Raw genomic sequence first — 23,359 nt, 5'->3', positions numbered from 1 at the left:
TGCCGCGGGCCCTGCACACCCTCTTTCGTTGCGAAAGTTGCGAAACTCAGTCTGGACGGTTCAGCGCTTCTTTGTCTTCAGCCGGTGCGTTGACATCCCAGCCGCCGCCCAGTGCCTTGACCAGCGAAACCGACAAAGTCATCTGCTGACCGTGAATCTGCACGTCCTGGCGCTCGCTCGTCAGCAGCGACTGCTGCGCGGTGATCACATCCAGATAGGCGACGAGGCCGCCTGAATAGCGATCGTTGGCGAGCGACAGGAGACGCTGCGCGTCGGCCACGGCATCGCGCGACTGCCGCGCCGCGCCGTCGAGAACGGACAATCCCGTCACCCCGTCCTGCACCTGCTGGAATGCGGTGAGCACGGTCTGGCGGTAATTCGCCTCGGCAGCCTGATAGCCTTCGCTGGCGAATTTGACGTTGGCCGAGCGGCGTCCGCCGTCGAACACCACCTGCGAGACCGTCGCGCCGAGCGTCCACATCAGGCTCGGCGCGCTCAACAGATCGGCAAAGTTGGTGCTCTGCCAGCCGATACTCGGCGTGAGCGTGAGACTCGGGAAAAATGCCGCCTTGGCAACGCCAATCTGCGCATTCGCCGCGGCCATCGCGCGTTCGGCCGAGGCCACGTCGGGGCGCCGCTGCAGCACATCGCTCGGCACGCCAAGCGGAATCTCCGGCACCCTGGTGTCGATCACTTTCGGTTCGATCGCAAACTGCGGCGCCGGCACGCCGACCAGCGCGGCAATCGCGTGTTCAAACTGCGCCCGTTGCACGAGCAACAGTTGCGCCTGCACCTTGGTCGAATCGAGTTCCGATTTCTGCTGCAACACGTCGAGTCCGGACACCGAGCCCAGATCGTGCTCCGAAGTCACATAGTCGAGCGCCTTCTGCTGCAGGATCACGGACTGGTTCAACACGTCGATCTCGGCGTCGAGTTCGCGCATCGAGAAGTAATCGGTGGCCAGATCGGTGGTCAGCACGAGCCGTGCATTGGCAAGGTCGTCGCGCGACTGCTCGGCGGACGCCTTGGCCCCTTCCACTTCGCGACGGATCCGGCCGAACAGGTCGGTGTCGTAGTTGATCGACGGGCCAACCGCGAGGCCGTTCTGCACGGTCGTCTGGTTCGGCGTGGCATAGTTGGTGAGTGGCCGGTCCTTCGAGATCTTGAGCCGCTCCGCCGTGCCGCCGAGATCGACCTCGGGGATCCGCTGGGCCGAAGTGTTGGCGAGTGTCGCCTTGGCCTGCTCGTAATGCGCGACCGCAGCGGCGAGCGTCTGGTTCTGCGCGAGTGCCTGGGTCTCCAGGGTGTCGAGCGTCGAGTCGTCAAAGCTCATCCACCACGTCGGAGCAATCGGCGCATGCGACGGCTCAGCCACATGCCAGTACGAATCGGTGCGCCACTCGGGCGGCGCATCGGCATGCGGCTGCTGGTAATCGGGGCCCACGGTGCAGGCTGTCAGCAGCGCGGCGCCGAGCGCCGCCGCCATCAACCTGGCGGGCGGCACGGCAAGCGGACGCCCGCGCTTCACGTCGCCCCCTTGCTGTTCGACGACGGTGCGATCTGCACATGATCGCCGTCGGCAATCGAATCGCTCGGGTTGATGATGATCTTGTCGGTCGGCTCGATACCGCTTTCGATTTCGAGCGACTGCCCGAGATCCTGCGCAATCACGATCGTGCGCAGATGCACGACACCATTGTTGTCGACCACGGCCATCCGCGGCCCTTCCGCGCGGAACAGCAGCGCGTTGCCCGGCACCATGATGTCGGCATGCGCGGTAGCCGGCACGGCCACCTGAACATACGCACCCGGGCGCAGCGTGCCGTCCGGATTGGGCAGCCGCACTTCGATCTGCAGCGAGCGGGTCGGCACGTCGATCGCGCCGGCAATGTGCGTGATGGTGCCGTGGAACTGCTGCCCCGGCAATTCGGCCTGGGTCACCACCACCTGCTTGCCGAGCGCCACGTTCTGCGCATAAGCCTGCGGCAGTTGCACGTAGACCCGCAGCGGATCGGACTGCGCCAGCGCGAAGAGCGCGCGGCTCGTGCCGCTGCCTGCATCGATCAGGTCGCCGACGTCGACGTTGCGCTGCGTCACCACGCCGGCGAACGGCGCGACGATCCGCTTGAACGATTCGAGCTGGCGCAGGCGCTGCACATTCGCGTCGGCAGCGGCGAGATTCGCCACGTCCTGCGTATAGGTGCTCTGCCGCTCATCCAGTTCCTGTTGCGAGACCGCATCGCGCTGACGCAGTTGCTGCCAGCGCTCGTACGAACTCTTCGCCAGTCCGAGGCTCGAGTTGATCTGATCGCGCTGCGCCACTGCCTGCGCCAGTTCCTGATCGATTTCCGGCGTGTCGAGATCGGCCAGCAACTGGCCCTGCTTCACTTGTGCGCCGATGTCGACGTACCAGTGCAGCAGATAACCGGTTGCGCGCGCATAGATCGGCGACTCGACGTAACCGCGCAGCGTACCCGGCAGCAGCGTATTGCCGCTGCCGTCGGTCTGCGTGGGCGTCACCACGTTGACGTATTCCACCGCGTTTTGCTGGGTCGTTTCCGCCACCGAGCGGTTTTGCATCATGTCCGCCACCACGGTGCGCAAGGCGCCCAGCGCCAGCAAAATCAGCACGATCCAGATGGCGAATTTGGCGCGTTTCCACTCGCGGTTGCGCGGCGGCAACGCGTGCCCATCCTCGGTGTCCCGCGCGGGGATCGCTAGCGAAGCGTGAGTTTTTTCAGTCATCTCAGTCAGCCGTCATTGAACGTTACGCGTGCCTGCCGGCGCCGGCGCTGCCGCCGTCGTCGGAGCCCTGCCCGCCATGCGCGCCACCGTTACGGCGGGCGAGGCGCGTATGGATCGCCGCAAAAACCAGCGGCACGAAAAACAGCGTGGAAACGGTTGCAAACAGCAAGCCGCCGATCACCGCGCGCCCGAGCGGCGCATTCTGCTCGGCCCCTTCGCCGAGACCGAGCGCCATCGGGATCATGCCGATAATCATCGCGAACGCGGTCATCAGCACCGGCCGGATCCGGCTGGCGCCTGCCTCGAGCGCCGCGGTCAGCGGCGGCGCACCGGTGGCGAGCCGCTGCCGCGCGAACGCCACCATCAGAATACTGTTGGCGGTCGCCACGCCCATCGTCATGATGGCGCCGGTCAGCGCCGGTACGCTCAGGTGCGTGCCGGTGAGGAACAGCATCCACATGATCCCTGCAAGAGCCGCCGGCAACGCGCTAATGATAATGAGCGGATCGACCCACGACTGGAAGTTCACGACGATCAGCAGATACACCAGCACGATGGCCATCGCGACGCCCACGCCCAAGCCGAAGAACGAGGTGCGCATGGTCTGCACCTGGCCGCGCACCACGATCTGGCTGCCGCGCGGCAACGTTGCGCGGGTCTGATCCACCAGCTTGTTCACCTGGGCCGCCACGCTGCCGAGGTCGCGTCCTTCCACGCTCACGTACAGGTCGATCACCGGCCGGATGTTGTAGTGCGAGACGACGGCGAACTGGCTTTGCGGCGCAACCTGCACGAGATTGCCGAGCAGTTGCGTCGGCCCGTTAGCAGCCGCCGAAACCGGTGTGCGCAACAACTGGTCGATCGACGAAATGTCATACTGCGGCGTCTGCACCGCGACACTGTATTCGACCCCGTTCTTGTTGTTGAACCAGAAGCTCGGCGCCGTTTGCGAACTGCCCGACAACGAAATGAGCACGTTCTGCGCCACGTTGTTGGCGTTGAGGTTCAGTTGCTGCAGGCGGGTGCGATCCATCTGAAGACTGATCACCGGCTCGTCGAGCTTCTGCTGGATGTGCGTGTCCACTGTGCCGGGAATCAGCCTCACCTGCTTGTAGAGCTTACGCGCGACGTCGAAGTTGCCTAGCTGATCGTTGCCGACAATCTGCACATCAATGGCGGCAGGCAGTCCGAAGTTCAGAATCTGCGTCACGATGTCGGCCGGCTGGAAGAAAAATTCCACGCCCGGAAAACGTTGCGGCAAGATCGCCCGCAGTTTGTCGATGTAGCGTTGGGTAGGCTTGTGATCCGCGGTAAGCGCCACCTGAATTTCGCCGTCCAGCGTGCCGATCGTGCCGGCATTGCTATAGGACAGGTTGATCCCGCTATACGGCAACCCGAGGTTGTCGAGAATCGTCACCAGTTCTTTCTGCGGCACCACCTGACGCACGACCTTCTCTACCTCGTCGGCAAGGCGCGCGGTTTCCTCGATGCGGGTACCGGTCGGCGCACGCATGTGCATGCGGATGTCGCCCGCGTCGACCGTCGGGAAGAAGTCTTCGCCGAGCACGAACACGAGGCCCATCGAGACCACGCAAAAACCCAGGAACGCACTGCCGAACATCCCACGGCGCACCAGCACGCTGCTCAGGATTACGATGTAAGCGCCACGCATGCGCTCGAAGCCAGCGTCGAAGCGGTGGTAGATCCGCATGAACGGATTCGGCTTGCTGCCCTCTTTCGGCTTGTGCGCATGGCCCATCAGCAGCATCGCGAGGGTCGGCACCAGCGTGCGCGAGAGTATGTACGACGCCAGCATCGCGAACACCACCGCTTCGGCGAGCGGCACGAACAGGTACTTCGCCACGCCCGTCAGGAAGAACATCGGCACGAACACGATACAGATGCACAGCGTGGAGACGAGCGCGGGCACCGCGATTTCGCCGGCGCCTTCGAGAATCGCGTCATGCAGGTTGGTGCCCATATGCAGGTGCCGTTCGATGTTCTCGATGGTCACCGTGGCGTCGTCCACCAGAATCCCGACCGCGAGCGCGAGCCCGCCCAGCGTCATGATGTTGATGGTCTGGCCGAGCGCATGCAGCACGATCAGCGAGGTGAGAATCGACAGCGGGATCGACACCGCAATGATGCAGGTGCTGCGCCAGTTGCCGAGGAACAGCAGAATCATCGCCGCGGTGAGCGCCGCCGCAATCAATGCTTCGCGCACCACGCCCTGCACCGCTGCCTTGACGAAGATCGACTGGTCGAACAGCGCGCTGATGTGCAGGTCGGGCGGCAACGCCGCCTGAGCGGTGGGCAGCAGATCATGCAGCGTATTGACGATCGCCAGCGTCGAGGCGCTGCCGTTCTTGAGCACCGACATCAGCACGCCCCGGTGGCCGTCCTGGCGCACCACGTTGGTCTGTGGAGAGAAGCCGTCGCGCACGTGCGCGACCTCGCGCAGATAAGTGGTCGCACCATTGAGCGTGCGCACCGGGATGTCGTTCAGGCCCGCCACCGTCGCGGGCGAACCGTTCATGTTGATGGTGTATTCCTTGGCGCCGATCTTGGCCGTGCCGGTCGGCAAAATCAGGTTCTGCGCGTTGAAGGCGTTAACCACGTCGGCCGGTGTCAGTCCCTTCGCCAGCAACGCCCGCGTATCGAGGTCGACCGAAATCAGACGCGACTTGCCGCCGTACGGATATGGCACAGCGGCGCCTGGGATCGTGACCAGTTGCGGACGCAGGAAGTTGAGCGCGGTGTCGTTGAGCGACTGCTCCGACATTCTCGGACTGGACAAGCCGAGCTGGATCACCGGAATACTGGAGGCCGAATAGCTGATCACCAGCGGCGGCGTCGCGCCTGGCGGCATCTGCTTCAACTGCGCCTGTTCGACTGCAACCGTCTGCGCAATAGCGGTCTGAATGTTGGCGGTCGGCTGCAGGAACAGCTTGATGATCGTGATGCCCGGGAGCGACTGCGATTCGATGTGCTCGATGTCGTTGACCGTGGTGGTCAGACTGCGCTCATTGACCGACGTGATCCGGTTGGCCATGTCCTCGGCCGACAGACCCGTATAGGTCCAGATGATGCTGACGACCGGAATGTTGATTTCCGGCAAAACGTCGATTGGCGTCGTCAGCAGAACAAATGGCGTCGCCAGCAGAATCAGAATGGCCATCACGATGAACGTGTATGGCCGCTTTAGCGCAACGTTGACAATCCACATTGAAAAACGCGCCCGAAAAAATGCTGGAAAGAATGAGAAGTCGCCGTGACGCGAAGGTACGCGCTACGCTAGCGGACGCGATGCCAGAGCCGGCAGCCGCGCGAAAACAGGCATGCCCGCGAAAGCGATGCCCGTCCAACGTCAAATCTGCGCTTATGCTAGATGGTTGTCACCAACGGCTGCATGGCGTCAAAATGGCAAAACTGTCAGGAAGATAAATGTAAGTTTACGCCGTGCGGGGCGCGATTTTTACCGGGTGCCTGACGAGTTGCCACCGTCATTTAGCATAACCTCTTCCCCGGCCGGCGCGCATTGGGTGTGCTCCCACCCGGCGCCGCGTGCATGCATTCGCTGCCAGTCGATCGCGCAGCAATTGAACCGCCTACCCAGTCAAGAACACGCCTTGTATTTTTGAATGATCAGTCATAATATTCGGACGAATGCCGGGTGATCAGTGTTTTACGCCCGTTAGCCCCGAGGACTTCAAACGAGCCAGCGCACTAGCTTCAATTTGCATATTTCAGCGGAAATTAGCGATATTTTAGTGATCGAAGCAAGCGTCGATCATTGAGTGCAGCGCTGAAAGCAGGTCAGGCCAATTTGATGGCGACGCAATAACTCGCCTCGTTCTTCATCAATTTTTTGAACGATCATTCATGAACACATCTCTCAAACCACCCGCCTCTGTAAGTCCTGGACACGACGCGACGCTCGCAACGGCCGTGTCGACACCGCTCGTCTCCGCCTACGGCGGCTACGCGAAAGGCCTCCTCTGCTGCCTCATCGCGACGGTTTCTTTCGGGCTGATGTTCCCGGTCATGACGAGCGCGCTCACGCGAGTCGACCCGTTCACCTTCACTTCATTGCGTTACCTGGTCGCGGGTGCAGCGTTTCTGGTGCTGCTGCAGCGTAAGGAGGGCACGGCCGCCCTCCGCCTGAAGGGCGAACCGGTTGTGCTTGCGTGGATGCTCGGTTCGATCGGTTTTGCCGGCTTCGGCGCGTTCGTCTTTCTCGGCCAGCAACTCGCCGGCAGGGACGGTGCGCTAAGCGCATCGATCATGATGGCGACTCAGCCCATGCTTGGGCTGCTGCTCAACTCCGTGGTGCGGCGCGTGTTACCGCCGCTCTATTCGTTCCTGTTCATCCTGCTGTCGTTTTGCGGCGTCGCGCTCGTGGTCACCAGGGGCGATATTGCCGGGCTGCTGCATGCGCCGCAGGACTACGCGGCCAACGCGCTGATCGTCGTGGGCGCGCTGTGCTGGGTCATCTATACGTTCGGTGCGACGTTCTTCAAGCAATGGTCGCCGCTGCGCTATACGACGATGACGATCTGGCTCGGCCTGACCACCATCATCGGCTTGAACCTGGTGCTGTTCGCGGTGCATGCAGTCCCGGTACCGAAGCTGGCGGTGTTGGGGGCAATCACGCCCCATCTGCTGTATATGGGACTCGGGGCGGGTTTCTTCGGCATCCTGAGCTGGAATCTCGGCAACCGCATCCTGACGCCGTTAAACGGCGTGATCTTCATGGATGTCGTGCCGCTGACAACCTTTATCGTGTCCGCCCTGGCCGGCGTCGTCGCCACGCCGTTCCAGATCGCGGGGGCATGTATGACCGGGATGGCGCTGGTACTCAACAATCTGTATTTGCGCCGCCGTGCGCGGCGGCTGGCGCGGGCGTGAGAGCCGGAGGCTTGTTGCCGGTCCCGCACATGCGGTAGCGTGCGTGTTGCAGGCTGGACAGCCCGGTCCGCCACAATAGCAGCGCACGCCTTTGCGGGCAGCCCCCGCCCCCTCACGATCGAGCCTACGCCATGACCGACAAGCCTGCCGCCCCGCCATCCGAAGACGCCCCCGCCGCTACCGGTCTGCGCAAAGGCCTGACGCATTACGGCGATAGCGGCTTCTCGCTGTTCCTCCGAAAAGCCTTCATCAAGGGCGCGGGCTACACCGACGCCGCGCTCGAGCGCCCGGTGATCGGCATCGTCAATACCGGCAGCACCTATAACCCTTGTCATGGCAACGCGCCGCAACTGATCGAAGCCGTCAAACGCGGCGTCATGCTGGCGGGCGGCCTGCCGATGGACTTCCCGACCATCTCGATCCACGAGTCGTTCTCGCAGCCCACCAGCATGTATCTGCGCAACCTGATGTCGATCGATACCGAGGAGATGATTCGTGCGCAGCCGATGGATGCCGTGGTCCTGATCGGCGGTTGCGACAAGACCGTGCCGGCGCAACTGATGGGCGCCGCGTCCGCGGGCATTCCGGCCATCCAGTTGATCACCGGGTCGATGCTCACCGGCTCGCATCGCTCGGAACGGGTCGGCGCCTGCACCGATTGCCGCCGCTACTGGGGGCGCTTTCGCGCCGAAGAAATCGATCTGCAGGAAGTCTCCGCGGTCAACAATCAGCTCGTGGCCAGCGTAGGCACCTGCTCGGTGATGGGCACGGCCAGCACCATGGCATGCCTCGCCGAAGCGCTCGGCATGACCGTGCCGGGCGGCGCGGCGCCGCCTGCCGTCACGGCCGACCGCATGCGGATTGCCGAATTGACCGGCGCAGAGGCCGTGCGGATCGCCCACTCACGCCTCACCATCGACCAGGTACTGACGGCCGCGGCGTTCGAGAATGCGTTGCGCGTGCTGCTCGCCATCGGCGGTTCGACCAACGGCATCGTGCATCTGAGCGCGATCGCCGGACGTCTCGGTTTCGAGGTGGACCTGCAGGCGCTCGACCGCATGGGCCGCGAAACGCCCGTGTTGCTCGACCTGAAGCCCTCCGGCCAGCACTACATGGAGGACTTTCACAAGGCCGGCGGCATGGCCACCCTGCTGCGCGAGCTCAAACCGTTATTGCATCTCGACGCACTGACGGTGACGGGCCGCACGCTCGGCGAAGAGATCGAAGCCGCCGGTCCCGGGTTCGCGCAGGACGTCGTGCGCCCGCTCGCCCGGCCGATTTACCCGCAAGGCGGGATCGCCGTGCTGCAAGGCAATCTTGCTCCGGGAGGCGCAATCATCAAGCAATCCGCCGCCGACGCGAAGTTGATGGAGCACACCGGCCGCGCGGTCGTATTCGAAAACGCCGAGGATCTGGCGCGCCGCATCGACGCCGAGGATCTGGACGTGCACGCCGACGACATTCTGGTGCTCAAGAACATCGGCCCCAAAGGCGCGCCCGGCATGCCCGAGGCAGGCTACATTCCGATTCCGAAGAAACTGGCGCGCGCTGGCGTCAAGGATATGGTGCGGATTTCCGATGGCCGCATGAGCGGCACGGCGTTCGGCACCATCGTGCTGCACGTCACGCCGGAATCGGCGGTGGGCGGCCCTCTTGCCTATGTGCGCAATGGCGATTCGATCCGCTTGAGCGTAGCGCAGCGCGAGATCAGCCTGCTGGTGCCGGACGACGAGTTGGCGCGCCGCGCGCAGGAAATCCCTAGCCATGCGCCGAGTGCGGAACGTGGTTACCTGAAGCTGTTTCTGGAAACCGTCACGCAAGCGGACCAGGGAGTCGACTTCGATTTCCTGCGTGCAGCTAATGTGCGCGGCACGATCCCTAAAGCGTAAGCGCGGGCGCGGCGGCAGCCAGGCCGCGATTGGCCGCCGCGCGGTTGGCGGCCCCGCGGGCGCCGCGCTATAGATCGCCGTTGCGCTGCTTACGCCTTACTTCGCAAACAACGACGCGATGTTGGCGAAGGCCTTGAACTCCAGCGCATTACCCGACGGGTCGAGGAAGAACATCGTGGCCTGCTCGCCCACTTCGCCCTTGAAACGCACATGCGGCTCGATGATGAAGCTGGTACCGGCACGCTGCAGCTTGTCCGCGGCGGCTTGCCACTGCTCCATCGGCAAGACGACGCCGAAGTGACGCACCGGCACGGCATCGCCATCGACCGCGCTGGTCTGCCGATGCCCGGCTTCCTCGGGCGCGAGGTGCGCGACGATCTGATGGCCGTAGAAGTTGAAGTCCACCCACTCCGGCGCACTGCGGCCTTCGGGGCAGCCTAGCAACTCGCCATAAAACTCGCGGGCGGCCGCGATGCTATGGACGGGAAACGCCAGATGGAACGGCGGCAAAACGGCTTCGGTAACGCTCATGATGGTCTGGACCGGAAAGTTGAACACGAATCAAAAGAGGACTGAAAGCTCAGTTTACACATTAGATAAATTGTTGAAAAACGATATATTTTTGATCTGAACACCATAAAAATCGATGAATTAGCCATGCTTGGCAAATTGTGTCGCTGCCCGTGAAACGAACTGTACCTGTGCGTCAGGCCAATACGTCATGCAGAATGTGGCGTACCCGCCGGCTTAGCGATGGCGCAGGCACCACGCCACTCCCTGCAACATTACGAGCCCCCTCAGCCCCCCCGCTCCCTGAAGGCATCGTCCCAATGACAGTCAGCGCTTTTCTATCGGCCAACGTGTTGATCGCCTACACCGCTTACTTTGTCGGCACGGCAAGTCCCGGCCCGAGCAATCTCGCCATCATGTCGCTCGCCATGGGGTCCGGCCGCAAGGCGGCGTTCGCCTTTGCGCTCGGCGTCATGTCCGGTTCGTTCTCGTGGGCGCTACTCGCGTCGCTCGGTTTGTCGGCGGTGCTCGCGACGTATTCGCAACTGCTGGTGGCGATCCGGATCGTGGGCGGCCTCTATCTGCTCTGGCTGGCGTGGAAATCGGCCCGCTCGGCGCTCACCCCGCGACAACCGCTCGCCAGCGTGACACGCGTGCCTGAGTCGTCGCGGCGGCTCTACGTTCGCGGGCTGCTGCTGCACCTCACCAACCCCAAGGCGATTCTGGTCTGGCTGTCGATTGTTTCACTGGCCATTCCCGCCTCGGGCGGCGCGGCCCATACGGCTCCGGTCGTGCTCGGCTGCATGGGCATCGGCATTTGCGTGTTCAGCAGCTATGCGATTCTGTTTTCCACCGAAACTGCGCGCCGCGTATATGGCTCGATCCGCCGCTGGCTCGACGGTTCGCTGGCCGTGGTGTTTAGCCTGGCTGGCCTGAAGCTGTTGAGCGCGCGCAGCTAACGGCAAACGACGGCAAACGCGCGGAGGTTCCGCGCGCCCCGGCTTTGCGTTACCGTGACGGGTCTCGCACACAAGCCATGCAATGGAAACGGAATGAGCCGCCGGGAACAGCAGGACACGTCAGCATCACGCTCGCCATTACAGGTTCGCCTGTATCTGGCGAGCGCGCTCATCCTTGTGGCGGGCCTCGTCGGCGCCGCGCTCATTTACGCCACGGCGCCGGACCCGGACAGTGCGGAACTGATCTACGGCGCCGTAAACAACCCGCAATACCAGCTCGAACTGCAACGCATCGGTGGCAACGCCGAAGTAGTGGTGGCGCAGTTTCATCAATGGTTCGACAGCCTGTGGCACGGCAAGCCGCTCGCTTATACCGTAGCGGTCTTATGCGCGGCAGCGGCAGGCGCGTGTTTCCTGGCAGGTCGTAGCCGGATCTTCGAGCCGATGCACGAACCGGGCGACGATCAGGACAGTTAAGCAGTTATGCTGCCGGGCTAACTGCACGCGTTGAACCGCGCCTCGCGGCAAACCGTGCCATCAGTCATCCGCGGCACGGCCCGCCCGCCTACATCACCCCATTCGTCCGCGGGTCCGAGTCCACGCCCACCGCCGCCAGCGCTTCATGCAAGGTGCTGAAGATGCACGACGCCTTGACGATCTGCGTAATCCCGTGGCGGTCCATATCGGAGCGCAGATAGCGGTTCACGCGCGCGAAGATCACCTCGACGCCCTGCTGCTTGAGCGAATCGAACAGATCGGTGAGCGAACGCGCCGCCGAGTAATCGAGATCCGTGATTGCACCCGCGTCCACCACGAACCAGCGCAGCTTCTGCGGCGCCCGCTCGATCAGCAGACGCACCTCGTCGACGAAGAAATGATCGTTCGCATAGAACAGATCCGCGCCGAAGCGGTAGACGATCAGGCCTGGCGCGGTCTGCATGCCCGGCTTCGTCGGCACCGGCAGCCAGCGCCCATCGGCTCCCGGCGCCAGCAGCATCGTATACGGCCGGTAGCTATGGCGCACATGGCGCAGCAGCGACAGGGCCACGGCAATCAGAATCCCGTGCTCCACACCCAGCACCACCACCGCGAGCGCGGTAAAAATGGCCAGCGTGAATTCGCCCGGACTCTCGCTACGGATGGCCGCCAGGCTCTGCACGTTGATCAGCCCCACCCCAATCGTGAACACGATGCCGGCCAGCACGCAGTGCGGCAGGTACTGTAAATACCGGCTGAAAAACAGCAGCACCACGACCACCACCGCGGCAAACACCAGTTGTGCGAACTGACTGCGCGTGCCGGCGCGATCGGCCATAGCGGTTTGAGTCGGACTGCCGTTGACGACAAACGCACCGGAGAACGCAGCCGCGGTGTTGGCTGCGGCGAGACCGAGAATGTCGGCATTCAGGTCGACGCTCTCGTGGTAGCGCTGGGCGAACACGCGCCCGGCCGCAGCGCTTTGCGCGACGATCATCACGAAGCACGACGCGGCCACCGGCAGCAGATCGAGGATCTGCCGCCAGCTCGCGGCAGGCAGGCGAAACGGCGGCAAGCCGCCGGCGACCGGACCGAGGATGGCGATACCGTGCCCCGCAAAATCGTAGAGATCGCTCGCGGCAATCCCGCCGACCACCGCCAGCAAAGGCACCGGCAGACGCGGGATAAAGCGCTTGGCGAGAAGGATGCTCACCACCACGCCGGCCGAAATCGCCAGCGTCGGCAGGTTGACCTGACCGAGACGGCTCAGTATCTGCTCCAACTGCACCGTGCTGCGTGGCGACGAGACCGCAATGCCGAGCATGTCGCCCAGCATCGCGATGCCCACCTGCACCCCCACGCCGGCCAGAAAGCCCACCAGTACAGTGCGCGACAGGAAGTCGGCGAGAAAACCCAGCTTGAATATGCGGGCCACCAGCAGCAGGATCGCGGTCAACAAGGCGACCATGCCGGCAAGCTCGACGTATTGGCCGCTCGCGATCGGCGCCATGGTGGAGAGCTTGCTGGCGAAAATAGTCGCGGTGGCCGAGTCGGCCGCCACCACCAGATGACGCGACGCGCCGAAGAACGCAAACGCCACCAGCGGCAGGAACACCGTGTACAGGCCGGTCACGGCCGGCATGCCGGCAATCCGCGCGTAACCGAGCACCTGCGGAATGTCCATTGACGCCAGCGTCACGCCGGCGAGTGCGTCGCGCAGCGCCGCAGCGCGATTCAGAGGGAGGATGCCTTTGAGCAGGCCAAACCGGGAGGCTAGTTTTTCTGGAGATTCTTGCATGCAGGAATGGCATCCCAATCAGATGACGAATCCAGCATCCTGCCGCGAGTGGGCACTACAGCGCAAGACTCGATTGCGACTCGGGCACAACTCGATTACCGCACAGACGCAGGAATCCGTAGCCACCAGGCCGCTAGAACTAGCGCTTGAATTGTCCGGTCAGGGGATCTACATGCCGGGCGAAGCCGAACAGCACGGTGATCGCAAGTGGACAGGCAATCATGAAAGTGACTAGCATCTTTCACCCCGTAACAAAATATTTCCGCGAGTGTAAAGGATCGACCGTTCTTTTAAATAAGGTAAAACCCCTCGTGATCGTGCTGCTGAAACCGCGTCGCCGGCCCGCTGTTCCTCCGCTGTTCCTCTACCGATCCTTCACAGCCGCCGCGCCCTCCTCCTTGAATAGCAAAACGCCTACAAAGCTTACAAAACAGTGCGCGAGTTCTGGGTTTTGCCTGCACACCTTATAATCGGGCATGACTTTATCCCCGCCCCAGGCCGCCTCCTTGCAGGCAGCCACGCTCAGCCGCCCCGCCGTCCTCCGTTGCAGCACTCTCGCGTCGCCATGCCGCTTGCAGGCGGTGACCGCATGAAAACACCCAAACGTCTACTCCCGCTCGTCGAAGAAGGCCTGATCGACGAAGTCATCAGCCAGTTGATGAGCGGCAAGGAAGCCACTGTGTATGTAGTGCGCAGCGGCGCTTCAACCCGTTGCGCCAAGGTCTACAAGGATGCCAAGCAGCGCAGCTTCCGTCAGGCGGCCTCGTATCGCGAAGGGCGCAAGGTCAAGAACAGCCGTGAAGCGCGCGCCATCGAAAAAGGCAGCCGCTATGGCCGTGAAGTGCAGGAACAGCACTGGCAGAACGCCGAGGTCGACGCGCTGTTTCGTCTGGCCAATGCCGGCGTGCGCGTGCCGCAGCCCTATATCTGCACTGACGGCGTGCTGCTCATGGAACTAGTGACCGACGCGCACGGCAACGTCGCACCACGTCTGAACGACGTGGACATGAGCGAGGCGCGCGCGGTCGAACTGCATGCGCGCCTGCTCAACGAGGTGGTGCGCATGCTCTGCGCCGGTGTGATTCACGGCGACCTGTCCGAGTACAACATCCTGCTGGCCGAGGATGGCCCGGTCATCATCGATCTGCCGCAGGCTGTCGACGCCGCCGGCAATCTCGAAGCCCCCGCCATGCTGGAGCGCGACGTCGACAATCTCGCGGCCTACTTCGGCCGCTTCGCACCGCATCTGTTAAGCGCGAATTACGGCAAGGAAATCTGGGCGCTGTTCGAAGGCGGCGGTCTGCACCCCGAAGTGCAACTGACCGGACAGATCGAACTCGACACCACTCCGGTCGATCTCGATGCGGTGCTGCAGGAACTCGAGGACACCCGCCTCGAAGAGGAGGCCCGCGTGCGCCACGAGCAGTCGTTGCGCGAGGGCGGCTGAGCGCGCTCACCTCTTGCGCTGCGCGTTGTTGCCGGGGCGGCGCATGCCGCGCCGCTTTCTGGTTAACGCGCGTGGCGGCAAGATCGTTCAGGCGTCGACCCACCGCTGCGGCCCTTGCCGCGCGGCGCCCCCACCGAGGCACGCATCGTCACCGTCACGGGAAACTCGCGGAAGATCTCCCACGACGTTCCGTAGCATTGATTCACCAGCCAGCGCACGGCGTTTTGCGTCAGGTCCGCGGTGGGAATATGCACTGAAGTGAGCGCAGGCGCGGCGTAAGCCGCGGAGTAATCGTCGTCGTAGCCGATCACCGAGACATCGCCCGGCACCGAAATGCCGGCTTGCTGAAAACGCGCGAGAACGCTCACCGCCATCGTGTCGTTTGCGCAGAACACCGCGGTAAACGGCTGCTTCGCGTCGAGCAACGCTTGCGCGGCCGCGTAACCGCCTTCCGGCGAGAAGTCCGATTCGATCAACGGCACCTGCGCGCGTTCGATGCCGTGGCGCGCCAGCTCCGCAAAGAAGCCGTCGAGACGCGCCTGATTGTCCGAGGCGCTGAACGGGCCCGCAATCACCGCAATCTCGCGATGCCCATGCTCGAGCAAGGTGCGCGCCGCCAGTTCGCCGCCACGCACGTGATCGGCGCAAAACGATGCCTCGGGCAACTGATCGAACGCCCGGTTGAGAAACACCATCTTCGGATGCATCCGGTGCAAGCGAATCAGATCTTCGTCGTGCAGATCGTGACTGATCACGATCACGCCGTCGCAATCGCGGCCAATCAGGAAGTCCACCGCTTCGAGCGCCTGCTCGCGCGGCGACGAGTCGCCGCAACCGGTCGCCACCACCACGTGACGGTGCACCGCGCGTAACTCGGTATCGGTCTGCTTCAGAATGGTGCCGTAGTACGAGCCGAAGAAAGTCGGCACGAACAGGCCGATCATGCCAAGCGATTGCGTCGCCATGGCGCGGCCGATCGAGGACGGCCGGAAATTCAGCGCCTCGATGGCGGCCTGCACACGGCGCGCGGCATCGGCCGATACCGGCCCCTTGCCGGAAATCGCCCGCGATGCGGTCGACATGCCGACTCCGGCCAGCTCCGCCACGTCTTTCAGGGTTGCCACACACGCTCCATCAAACCGTGCCGTTCACAGACGGGCGCCACTGGCCTCGTCGAACAGCGAAATATGTGCGCTGTCGAGCGAAAAGGCACGCGCCTCGCCTACCGCGATGGGCGCCTTGTCCTGATCGATCGACGCGATCTGGGCGCCATGATAATCGAGCCAAATAACGCGGTGGTTGCCCATCGGCTCGACGAGAGATACCTGGCCTTGCTGCGCGAGATCCGCGCCGACCCGCACGTCCTCGGGGCGCACGCCGAGCACGCAGGGCCGCGTGGTATCGGGCAGCGTCTTGAAGGGATAGCGCGACACATCGAGATCGAGGTGAGCGGTGCGAAAACGCATGCCCTCCTCGCGCCGCTCCAGCCGCCCTTGCAGCATGTTCATCGCAGGCGCGCCGAGAAAGCTAGCAACGAACAGATTGTCCGGCCGCGCGTAAACTTCGGCAGGCGTGCCGATCTGCTGGATCACGCCGCCGCGCATCACGGCCATGCGGGTAGCGAGCGTCATCGCCTCGACCTGGTCGTGGGTCACGTAGATCATCGTTGCGCCGAGCCGCTGATGCAGTTGCTTCAGCTCGCGGCGCAGCTCGGTGCGCAACTTGGCGTCGAGATTCGACAGCGGCTCGTCGAACAGGAACACATCCGCCTCGCGCACGATCGCGCGGCCGATCGCCACGCGCTGACGCTGGCCGCCGGAGAGTTGCGCCGGCTTGCGCTTGAGCAGCGGCCCGAGTTGCAGCATCTCGGAGGCACGCGTGACGCGCCGTTCGATTTCCGCCCTGGGCGTGCCGTTGATGCGCAGTGCAAACGACAGATTGCGCTCCACGCTCATGGTCGGATACAACGCGTACGACTGGAACACCAGCGAAATGCGGCGGTCTTTCGGATCGGCCCAGGTCATATCCTCGCCGCCGATTTCGATGCTGCCGTCCGCGACGTCGATCAGCCCCGCAATGCTATGCAGCAAGGTGGATTTGCCGCAGCCCGACGGGCCGAGCAGGACGACGAATTCGCCGGCGTTCACATCGAGATCGAGCGACTCGATGATCGTGTTCGCGCCCAGCTCGATGCGCAGATTGCGAACCGATACGTTCGATAAGTTGCTCATACGCTATCCCTTGACGGCGCCGGAAGCGATGCCGCGCACGAACCAGCGGCCCGAAATGAAGTAGATGGCGAGCGGCACCATCGAGGTGAGGATGGTCGCCGCCATGTTGACGTTGTAGAGACGCTCGCCGGTGGTGGTGTTGATGATGTTGTTCAACTGCACCGTCATCGGCAGGTTTCTTGTGCCCGCGAACACGAGGCCGAGAATGAAGTCGTTCCAGATGCCGGTGACCTGCATGATGACGGCCACCACGATGATCGGCGTGGACATGGGCAGCATCAGTTGCAGAAAGATGCGCCAGAAACCACCGCCGTCGATGCGCGCCGCCTTGAACAGTTCGAGCGGAATCGACGCATAGTAGTTGCGAAACAGCAGCGTCATGATGGGCATGCCGAAGATCGTATGAATCACCACGATGCCCGGCAGCGAGCTGAACAGATGCACGCTCGCCAGCACCCGCACCAGCGGATAGACCATCACCTGCACCGGAATGAAGGCGCCCATCAGCAGGATGGCGAACAGCAAGCCGGCGCCGCGCGGCCGCCAGAACGACAGTGCATAGCCGTTCACCGCGCCGATCATGATCGACAGAATCGTGCTCGGCACGACAATGCGCACCGAGTTCCAGAAGCCGACCTGAATGCCGTTGCAGTCGAGCCCCGTGCAGGCCGACGCCCACGCATCGCGCCACGGCGCGAGCGTGAAATGCATGGGCAGCGCCAGAATATTTCCCACGCGGATCTCGCTCATCGGCTTGACCGAGGTCACCAGCATCACGTATAGCGGCAACAGGAAGAACAGCGCGGCGGTGATCAGGAACGCATAGACGCCGAAACGCGCGGGCGTGAAATGGGAGCGGCGCTTGGGGCCCGGTCTCGCGGCAAGGCCGGCGGCGGCTTTCCCTGCGGATTCGCCCGTGGCAGGCAGCGTGTTCATCAAACGTCCTTTCGCAAGGCGGCGCGGCTGCGCGCATAAAAGAACGGCGCGAGGATCGCCAGCACGGTAGTCAGCAGTACGATCGAAGCGGCCGAGGCGAGGCCGATGTTGGCGCGGCCGAACAGATAATCCATGATGAACTTGGCCGGCACTTCGCTCGCCGTACCCGGGCCGCCCAGCGTCATCGCCACGACCGCGTCGTAGAGCTTGACCACCATCACGAACAGCAGCACGAACGCCGTGGACATCGAGGTCTTGAGCATCGGCACCACGATACTCACATAGACCCGCCAACGCGGAATGCCGTCGATGCGCGCCGCTTTCCAGATCTCGTCGTCGATGCCGCGCAAGCCGGCCAGCAACAGCGCCATCACGAGCCCGGACGCTTGCCAGACCGTGGCGATCACGAGCGTATAGACCACCCAGTCCTGATCGACGATCCAGTCGAAGCGCGCATGTGCAAAACCGATGCGATGCAATACCTGCTGCACGCCCAGCTCGGGATTGAGAATCCATTGCCAGACGAGCCCCGTGGCGACGAACGACATCGCATACGGATATAAAAACACCGTGCGCAGGGCGCCCTCCGCCACCACGCGCTGATCGACGAAGATGGCCAGCAGCAAACCGATCACCATGCAGGCGACGATAAAGCACGCCCCGTAGATCACGATGTGCTGCAGCGACACGATCCAGCGGTCGTTCTGGAACAACCGCACATACTGCGTCATGCCGGCGAAGCGGTCGGACGGAAAAGTGCGCGACAGCGTGAGCGACACTCTGGCTGTCCACAGCATGGTGCCGAGGTAGGCGAACACGACTGTCGCCACCATCGGCAGCAGCGCGATCCAGGCGGCCAGCGGCCAACGCCGGCCAAGCGGTTTTGAGCGCATGGCATGCCGTTGCGCTGCCGACGGTAAGCCGAGCGCGCGCATCGCGGCGCTCAGCTCTTCAGCGCGCTGGCAAACGCCTTTTGCGCATCTTCAGCCGACTCGTTCTTGTTCCAGAAGTTGGTAATAACGTCCGTCAATGCACCTTGCAGGTCCGGCGGAATCAGCATCTCCGGGTTCGGCAACTGACGCGACTTGTCCTTCATGATCGCAATGCCCTCCTTGGCGCAGATATCCAGGCTCGAGGTATCCACGTCCGGACGAATCGGAATCGAGCCCTTCTTCGCGCTAAAGGCAACCTGTGCGGATGGCGACGTCATCACGGTGGCGAGCAGGTTCTGCGCCTTGACCGCATTCGCGTTGTCGGTCTTCGGGAACACGAACACGTCGCCCGCCACCATGTACGGCGAGCGCGGACCGAAACCCGGGAAGCAGCCGAAGTCCTTGCCCGCCACCTGATTGGCGGCCGAGAACTCGCCCTTCGCCCAGTCGCCCATGATCTGCATGCCGGCCTTGCCCGAAATCACCAGAGCGGTCGCGTCATTCCAGTTGCGGCCCGGCGAGCCCGCATCCACATAGTTATGCAGACGCTTGAAGGTGGTCAGCACGTTCCTGAAGGCCGCCGAGTTGACCGCGTTCTGATCGCGGTCGCGGTAAACCTTCATATACAGGTCGGTGCCGCCGACATCGGCAAACACGGCGTCGAAGGTGATTTTCTCCTGCCACGCCTGGCCGCCGAGCGCGAGCGGGATGAGGCCGGCCGCTTTCAGCTTGTCGAAATCGGCGAACAGTTCGTCGAAGGTTTGCGGCTCGCCTGCGATGCCGGCTTTCTTGAAGGCAGGCTTCGAATAGAAGAACCAGTCCTGCATGTGAATGTCGACGGGCGCCGCGTAGAAGTGTCCGTTGACCTTGATGGAGTCGAGAATCGACTGCGGGAAAATGGCGTTCCAGTTCTCTTTGGCTGCCACCGAGTCGACGTTATTGAGCATGCCCTGATCGATCAGGTCATGAAACTGCTTCGAAGTATTGAACTGCGCCGCGGTGGGTGGATCGCCGCCGACAATCCGGTTGATGGCCGTGGAGCGCGCCTGATCGGCGCCGGCCACGGCATTGTCGACCCACAGGCCGCCGGCGTTGTCGTAGGCATCGGCGAACTGCCGGATCGCGGCCGATTCGCCGCCCGAGGTCCACCAGTGAATCACGTTAGCCTTCAGCGGATCGGCGTGGGCGACGATGCCATTGAGTGCGAGGGCCAGGGCAACGCCACTCACGAGTTTCCTTCTGCAGTTCATTCCGTCTCCTCCAGGCTTTGCGCCTTTGTTTCAGGTCGACATACAAACCAGCTCAACGTATTCGGTTGCGCGCTTCCGTACGCTCGTCAGTTGCGCTCCTTTCGCTGCGCGAGAAACCTGGCGATCAATTCGGCACTGCGTTTGATGGTGCGCTTTTGCGTCGCATAGTCGACGTGCACCACACCGAAGCGCCGTTCGTAACCGAAGGCCCATTCGAAATTGTCCAGCAACGACCAGACGAAATAGCCGCGAATGTCGACGCCGGCCTTGATCGCGCTATCCACCGCCGCCATGTGGCGTTTGATGAAAGAAATACGCTGGGCGTCGTCGACGCGGCCCTCGATCACGCGATCGTCCGACGCCATGCCGTTCTCAGTAATATAGATGGGCGGCAGATTCGGGTAGGTTTTGTGAAAGCCGGTCAGCAGATCGCGCAAGCCGTCCGGGTGCACTTCCCAGCCCATCTGCGTGCGTTCGACACCTGCGGGCGGCGCCTCTGTAAAACCATGTCCGCCGTCGCTGCGCACGTTGGTGCGGAAGTAGTAATTGATGCCGAGGAAGTCGAGCGGAGCGGCAATCGTCTTGAGGTCGCCGTCCAGCACGAGCGGCTCGGTGCCGGGCCAGAGGTCGAACAGGTCCTCCGGGTACGCGCCGTTGAGCAGCGGGTCGAGAATCCACGCGTTGTGCTGGACTTCGAACAAATGGGCCGCGCGGCGATCCGCAGCGCTTTCCGAATTCGCGGTGCCCCGGCCGACGTTGGCGACGATCCCTTTCAGCGAAGCCGGATCGTTGGCGCGCAGCACCGGAATTGCCGAGCCGTGCGCGAGCAGCAGATGATGCATGGCCTGGGTGGCAAAGCGCTCGTTGGCGAGGCCCGGCGCGTGATGACCGTTGCCGTAGCCGAGATACGCCGAGCACCACGGTTCGTTGAGCGTGGCCCATGCATCGACCTGCCCGGCAAGCTCGCGGCTCATCAGATCCGCATAGTCGGCGAAGCGGTACACGATGTCCCGATTGAGCCAGCCGCCACGATCTTCCAGATGCTGCGGCAAGTCCCAGTGGTAGAGCGTGACGAAGGTCTTGAGCCCCTTCTCCTTGAGGCGGCCCAGCAGGCGCTTGTAGAAGTCGAGTCCCTTCTGGTTGGGCTTGCCGTGTTCGTCCATGACGCGCGGCCAGGCGATCGACAGACGGTAGGCTTCGAAGTTGAGCGCCGTCAGCAGGTCGAAATCCGCTTCCCAGCGATGGTAGTGATCGCAGGCAATCTCGCCGGTGTCGCCTGCCAGCACCTTGCCGGGGATGGCCGAGAAAGTGTCCCAGATCGACGGCAGACGGCCGTCTTCGTGCACGGCCCCTTCGATCTGGTAGGAAGCGGTGGCGGCGCCGAGCAGGAACTGCTTGCGCCAGAGCGCGGAATCGGCGGGCGGCGAGAACGGGTCGTCGTTCAGGCTTTGGGAGAGAACAGATGCGTCGTTTGCCACGGATTCTCCTACGCGAGGTCATTGAACCGGCTGCTCGAAAGCGCAGTGGAAGCGCTTCCACAAAGACCAGCGAACGATAGCAGCGGCCAATTCCAGGCAGCAATCAGGGTTTGTCTGGATGGGGTGCCGTCACAACTGCTCCTATGGCCCACCTGGCGTGGTGAAGGGATTGGGCACTCCAGAACGGGATAAAGACCGCGCCCCAAAAGCACGCCCGCTCCGATGACATGACTCGACATAATTGAAGCGTGGAGTCCACGAGCCCCTTCCCGCATACTCGCCTCTGCTGACGGTGCACCTGCAAGAACGTGTATGAGTTCAGCAGGTGAGTCACGTATGAATGAGAACGCAGACGAGCAGGCATCCTGCGCTTTATCAATCATCGGACGATACGTTTAAGCGAGCGACGACACGACCGTGTCAGGGACAGGATCAGCATGTGGACTTCAATTCAATTCGTACGGAACAAAGGCGCACGCGGTGCGGCCGCGGCAGTGGTTGTGCTTTGCACGTTGCTCGCCGGATGTGCGGGCGGCGTGACCAACACTGCCCAATATTCGGGCCAGCCGCAGGTACGCCCCGATAACATTTACGTCTATTCGTTCGACAGCACGCCCGACCAGGTGAAGCTCGACAACGGCGGCCTGATCCAGAAAGTGAAGTCGCAATTCGACGGCACGTCCGCTGCGCAGAAGCAGGCTCAGGAAGCCGTAGAAGTGCGAGAACAGGTGGCGAATGAAATCGTGCGGCAGTTGCAGTCCATGGGGCTGCGCGCGATCCGTTCCGACATCCCGGCGCCGGCCGATCAAAACGTTCTGCTGGTGCAAGGCAAGTTCGAGACGATCGATTCAGGCAATCGCCGGCGCCGCGTCCTGATTGGCCTTGGCGCGGGGAAGAGCGAACTCAGCACGTCGGTGCTGCTTCTGTATAAGCCGGCCGGCGGCACGCCGCGCCTCGTGCAGAGCTTCGACGCCAGCGCCGATAGCGGGAAGATGCCCGGCATCGCGGAGACAGCGGGTGTAGGCGCGGCCGCCGGTCATCTCGCCACCTCGGCGGCGGCGGGCGCCGGGTTGCATGGCGTCTCCGAGACCATGCACGGCGGCGCTGCGGGCAACGCGAAAAAGCTGGCGGAGTCGATTGCCAAACAAGTGGCGGAACTCGGCAAAACGCAAGGCTGGCTGCCTGCGGAGCGCACCAAAGGCTAAGGGCTTGGACGCTTGGCAATTTAATGCGCCAGAAACACGGGGTCGGCCTCGTCAGGAAGACGAAACAACCCCGTCGAAGCGTCCATCACGCCCCCACTTTGCTCGTCAGCTTGATGCAGTGGGTCAGCTAGCGCGCGAGGCAAAGCACCACCACATTTTTCCGCCAGGTGCGCGGATTTTAGCGTGGCGTTTACACCGAGGCGTCTACTCTAGTAACTGTGTCGAACAACCGCAGTTACACAACCCAACTCATGGCGCATCCTCAGTCACTGCAAGTCTTCGACGTTGGAGCACAACGTACACCTGCCATCCACCGTCACAACGTCATCCCGTTTCCCTTGCCACGTGTGCAGCTGCCGGTCACGCTGCTCGGCGAGTCCGAGCAGGACGCGCGCTCGCAACTCAAGGCCCTGTTGCATTCCCCGCTAGGCGTCTACGTGGTCAGCACCGAAGTCATGCACGACCATGCGCAAGTAGACCTCGACATCGCCCCGGATGACCTCGATTTCACCCTGCACGCATTGATCGCCACGCTGCCTCACGCGATGATCGGCGCGCTCAAGCGCCGCCCCCTGAGCAGGGAGAGCCACTAAT

Annotated in this window: 18 protein-coding genes; 7 read left to right on the top strand and 11 right to left on the bottom strand. The window is 63.0% G+C overall.

Annotated features, from left to right (window positions below):
- Positions 1-46: 46 nt before the first annotated feature.
- From AC1ECK_RS08545 to AC1ECK_RS08535, 3 genes are read right to left on the bottom strand one after another with little or no spacing between them, the layout of a single operon-like run.
- Entirely contained in the window at positions 47-1,486 is a 1,440-nt protein-coding gene (locus AC1ECK_RS08545; RefSeq protein WP_480318131.1) for an efflux transporter outer membrane subunit, read from the bottom strand.
- A gap of 38 nt (positions 1,487-1,524) precedes the next feature.
- On the bottom strand, positions 1,525-2,745 hold the full coding sequence (locus AC1ECK_RS08540) for an efflux RND transporter periplasmic adaptor subunit (protein ID WP_480317904.1): 1,221 nt from the start codon (positions 2,743-2,745) through the stop codon (positions 1,525-1,527).
- Between the two features lie 22 nt (positions 2,746-2,767).
- A complete protein-coding gene (locus AC1ECK_RS08535) occupies positions 2,768-5,971 on the bottom strand; it encodes an efflux RND transporter permease subunit (protein ID WP_480317902.1) in 3,204 nt (1,067 codons plus the stop codon).
- 656 nt (positions 5,972-6,627) lie between these two features.
- On the opposite strand from AC1ECK_RS08535, the gene AC1ECK_RS08530 reads away from it, so the two are divergent.
- A complete protein-coding gene (locus tag AC1ECK_RS08530; protein ID WP_480317900.1) occupies positions 6,628-7,653 on the top strand; it encodes a DMT family transporter in 1,026 nt (341 codons plus the stop codon).
- 131 nt (positions 7,654-7,784) lie between these two features.
- Entirely contained in the window at positions 7,785-9,542 is a 1,758-nt protein-coding gene (locus tag AC1ECK_RS08525) for an IlvD/Edd family dehydratase (protein ID WP_480317898.1), read from the top strand.
- Positions 9,543-9,638: 96 nt separating this feature from the next.
- On the opposite strand, the gene AC1ECK_RS08520 is transcribed toward AC1ECK_RS08525, so the two are convergent.
- On the bottom strand, positions 9,639-10,073 hold the full coding sequence (locus tag AC1ECK_RS08520; protein WP_480317896.1) for a VOC family protein: 435 nt from the start codon (positions 10,071-10,073) through the stop codon (positions 9,639-9,641).
- Positions 10,074-10,372: 299 nt separating this feature from the next.
- Here AC1ECK_RS08520 and AC1ECK_RS08515 point away from each other — a divergent pair, with 299 nt between their 5' ends.
- Both AC1ECK_RS08515 and AC1ECK_RS08510 read left to right on the top strand, forming a co-directional pair.
- Positions 10,373-11,011, top strand: a complete 639-nt coding sequence (locus tag AC1ECK_RS08515; RefSeq protein ID WP_480317894.1) for a LysE family translocator — start codon at positions 10,373-10,375, stop codon at positions 11,009-11,011.
- 93 nt (positions 11,012-11,104) lie between these two features.
- Positions 11,105-11,488 carry a hypothetical protein gene (locus AC1ECK_RS08510; RefSeq protein ID WP_480317892.1) on the top strand — a complete coding sequence of 128 codons (384 nt, stop codon included), beginning with the start codon at positions 11,105-11,107 and terminating at the stop codon, positions 11,486-11,488.
- An 88-nt stretch (positions 11,489-11,576) separates the two neighbouring features.
- Here the strand turns inward: AC1ECK_RS08510 and AC1ECK_RS08505 are convergent, their stop codons facing one another.
- Positions 11,577-13,286 carry a SulP family inorganic anion transporter gene (locus tag AC1ECK_RS08505; protein WP_480317890.1) on the bottom strand — a complete coding sequence of 570 codons (1,710 nt, stop codon included), beginning with the start codon at positions 13,284-13,286 and terminating at the stop codon, positions 11,577-11,579.
- A gap of 589 nt (positions 13,287-13,875) precedes the next feature.
- Here AC1ECK_RS08505 and AC1ECK_RS08500 point away from each other — a divergent pair.
- Positions 13,876-14,733: a PA4780 family RIO1-like protein kinase gene (locus AC1ECK_RS08500; RefSeq protein ID WP_480317888.1), complete on the top strand. Its 858-nt coding sequence runs from the start codon at positions 13,876-13,878 to the stop codon at positions 14,731-14,733.
- Between the two features lie 62 nt (positions 14,734-14,795).
- Here AC1ECK_RS08500 and AC1ECK_RS08495 read toward each other — a convergent pair whose 3' ends face one another.
- The 6 genes from AC1ECK_RS08495 to AC1ECK_RS08470 form a co-directional block, all read right to left on the bottom strand.
- Complete coding sequence (locus tag AC1ECK_RS08495) at positions 14,796-15,857, bottom strand: LacI family DNA-binding transcriptional regulator (RefSeq protein ID WP_480317886.1); 1,062 nt, start codon at positions 15,855-15,857, stop codon at positions 14,796-14,798.
- 24 nt (positions 15,858-15,881) lie between these two features.
- On the bottom strand, positions 15,882-16,964 hold the full coding sequence (locus AC1ECK_RS08490) for an ABC transporter ATP-binding protein (protein ID WP_480317884.1): 1,083 nt from the start codon (positions 16,962-16,964) through the stop codon (positions 15,882-15,884).
- A gap of 3 nt (positions 16,965-16,967) precedes the next feature.
- Positions 16,968-17,900 (bottom strand): carbohydrate ABC transporter permease, encoded by a 933-nt coding sequence (locus AC1ECK_RS08485; RefSeq protein WP_480317882.1) that lies wholly within the window; start codon positions 17,898-17,900, stop codon positions 16,968-16,970.
- A complete protein-coding gene (locus AC1ECK_RS08480) occupies positions 17,900-18,835 on the bottom strand; it encodes a carbohydrate ABC transporter permease (RefSeq protein WP_480317880.1) in 936 nt (311 codons plus the stop codon). Before AC1ECK_RS08480 ends, AC1ECK_RS08485 begins: the two co-directional genes overlap by 1 nt.
- Before the next feature lie 8 nt (positions 18,836-18,843).
- A complete protein-coding gene (locus AC1ECK_RS08475; RefSeq protein WP_480317878.1) occupies positions 18,844-20,082 on the bottom strand; it encodes an ABC transporter substrate-binding protein in 1,239 nt (412 codons plus the stop codon).
- Between the two features lie 86 nt (positions 20,083-20,168).
- Positions 20,169-21,560: a GH1 family beta-glucosidase gene (locus AC1ECK_RS08470; RefSeq protein ID WP_480317876.1), complete on the bottom strand. Its 1,392-nt coding sequence runs from the start codon at positions 21,558-21,560 to the stop codon at positions 20,169-20,171.
- A 437-nt stretch (positions 21,561-21,997) separates the two neighbouring features.
- Here AC1ECK_RS08470 and AC1ECK_RS08465 point away from each other — a divergent pair, with 437 nt between their 5' ends.
- Together AC1ECK_RS08465 and AC1ECK_RS08460 are read left to right on the top strand one after the other, a co-directional pair.
- Positions 21,998-22,765 (top strand): DUF4410 domain-containing protein, encoded by a 768-nt coding sequence (locus tag AC1ECK_RS08465; RefSeq protein WP_480317874.1) that lies wholly within the window; start codon positions 21,998-22,000, stop codon positions 22,763-22,765.
- A 251-nt stretch (positions 22,766-23,016) separates the two neighbouring features.
- Positions 23,017-23,358 carry a hypothetical protein gene (locus AC1ECK_RS08460; RefSeq protein ID WP_480317872.1) on the top strand — a complete coding sequence of 114 codons (342 nt, stop codon included), beginning with the start codon at positions 23,017-23,019 and terminating at the stop codon, positions 23,356-23,358.
- Position 23,359: the final 1 nt, after the last annotated feature.

It is taken from the genome of Paraburkholderia sp. SSBN10T (assembly GCF_056619545.1).
This window is presented reverse-complemented; position numbering and strand designations above follow the sequence as displayed.

What these genes read in the sequence shown, in the direction of transcription:
- AC1ECK_RS08545 (WP_480318131.1), bottom strand. Translation starts at nt 1,486, where the DNA reads ATGGCGGCGGCGCTCGGCGCCGCGCTGCTGACAGCCTGCACCGTGGGC.
- AC1ECK_RS08460 (WP_480317872.1), top strand. Translation starts at nt 23,017, where the DNA reads ATGGCGCATCCTCAGTCACTGCAAGTCTTCGACGTTGGAGCACAACGT.
- AC1ECK_RS08515 (WP_480317894.1), top strand. Translation starts at nt 10,373, where the DNA reads ATGACAGTCAGCGCTTTTCTATCGGCCAACGTGTTGATCGCCTACACC.
- AC1ECK_RS08540 (WP_480317904.1), bottom strand. Translation starts at nt 2,745, where the DNA reads ATGACTGAAAAAACTCACGCTTCGCTAGCGATCCCCGCGCGGGACACC.
- AC1ECK_RS08475 (WP_480317878.1), bottom strand. Translation starts at nt 20,082, where the DNA reads ATGAACTGCAGAAGGAAACTCGTGAGTGGCGTTGCCCTGGCCCTCGCA.
- AC1ECK_RS08535 (WP_480317902.1), bottom strand. Translation starts at nt 5,971, where the DNA reads ATGTGGATTGTCAACGTTGCGCTAAAGCGGCCATACACGTTCATCGTG.
- AC1ECK_RS08530 (WP_480317900.1), top strand. Translation starts at nt 6,628, where the DNA reads ATGAACACATCTCTCAAACCACCCGCCTCTGTAAGTCCTGGACACGAC.
- AC1ECK_RS08505 (WP_480317890.1), bottom strand. Translation starts at nt 13,286, where the DNA reads ATGCAAGAATCTCCAGAAAAACTAGCCTCCCGGTTTGGCCTGCTCAAA.
- AC1ECK_RS08490 (WP_480317884.1), bottom strand. Translation starts at nt 16,964, where the DNA reads ATGAGCAACTTATCGAACGTATCGGTTCGCAATCTGCGCATCGAGCTG.
- AC1ECK_RS08485 (WP_480317882.1), bottom strand. Translation starts at nt 17,900, where the DNA reads ATGAACACGCTGCCTGCCACGGGCGAATCCGCAGGGAAAGCCGCCGCC.
- AC1ECK_RS08480 (WP_480317880.1), bottom strand. Translation starts at nt 18,835, where the DNA reads ATGCGCGCGCTCGGCTTACCGTCGGCAGCGCAACGGCATGCCATGCGC.
- AC1ECK_RS08510 (WP_480317892.1), top strand. Translation starts at nt 11,105, where the DNA reads ATGAGCCGCCGGGAACAGCAGGACACGTCAGCATCACGCTCGCCATTA.
- AC1ECK_RS08500 (WP_480317888.1), top strand. Translation starts at nt 13,876, where the DNA reads ATGAAAACACCCAAACGTCTACTCCCGCTCGTCGAAGAAGGCCTGATC.
- AC1ECK_RS08520 (WP_480317896.1), bottom strand. Translation starts at nt 10,073, where the DNA reads ATGAGCGTTACCGAAGCCGTTTTGCCGCCGTTCCATCTGGCGTTTCCC.
- AC1ECK_RS08465 (WP_480317874.1), top strand. Translation starts at nt 21,998, where the DNA reads ATGTGGACTTCAATTCAATTCGTACGGAACAAAGGCGCACGCGGTGCG.
- AC1ECK_RS08525 (WP_480317898.1), top strand. Translation starts at nt 7,785, where the DNA reads ATGACCGACAAGCCTGCCGCCCCGCCATCCGAAGACGCCCCCGCCGCT.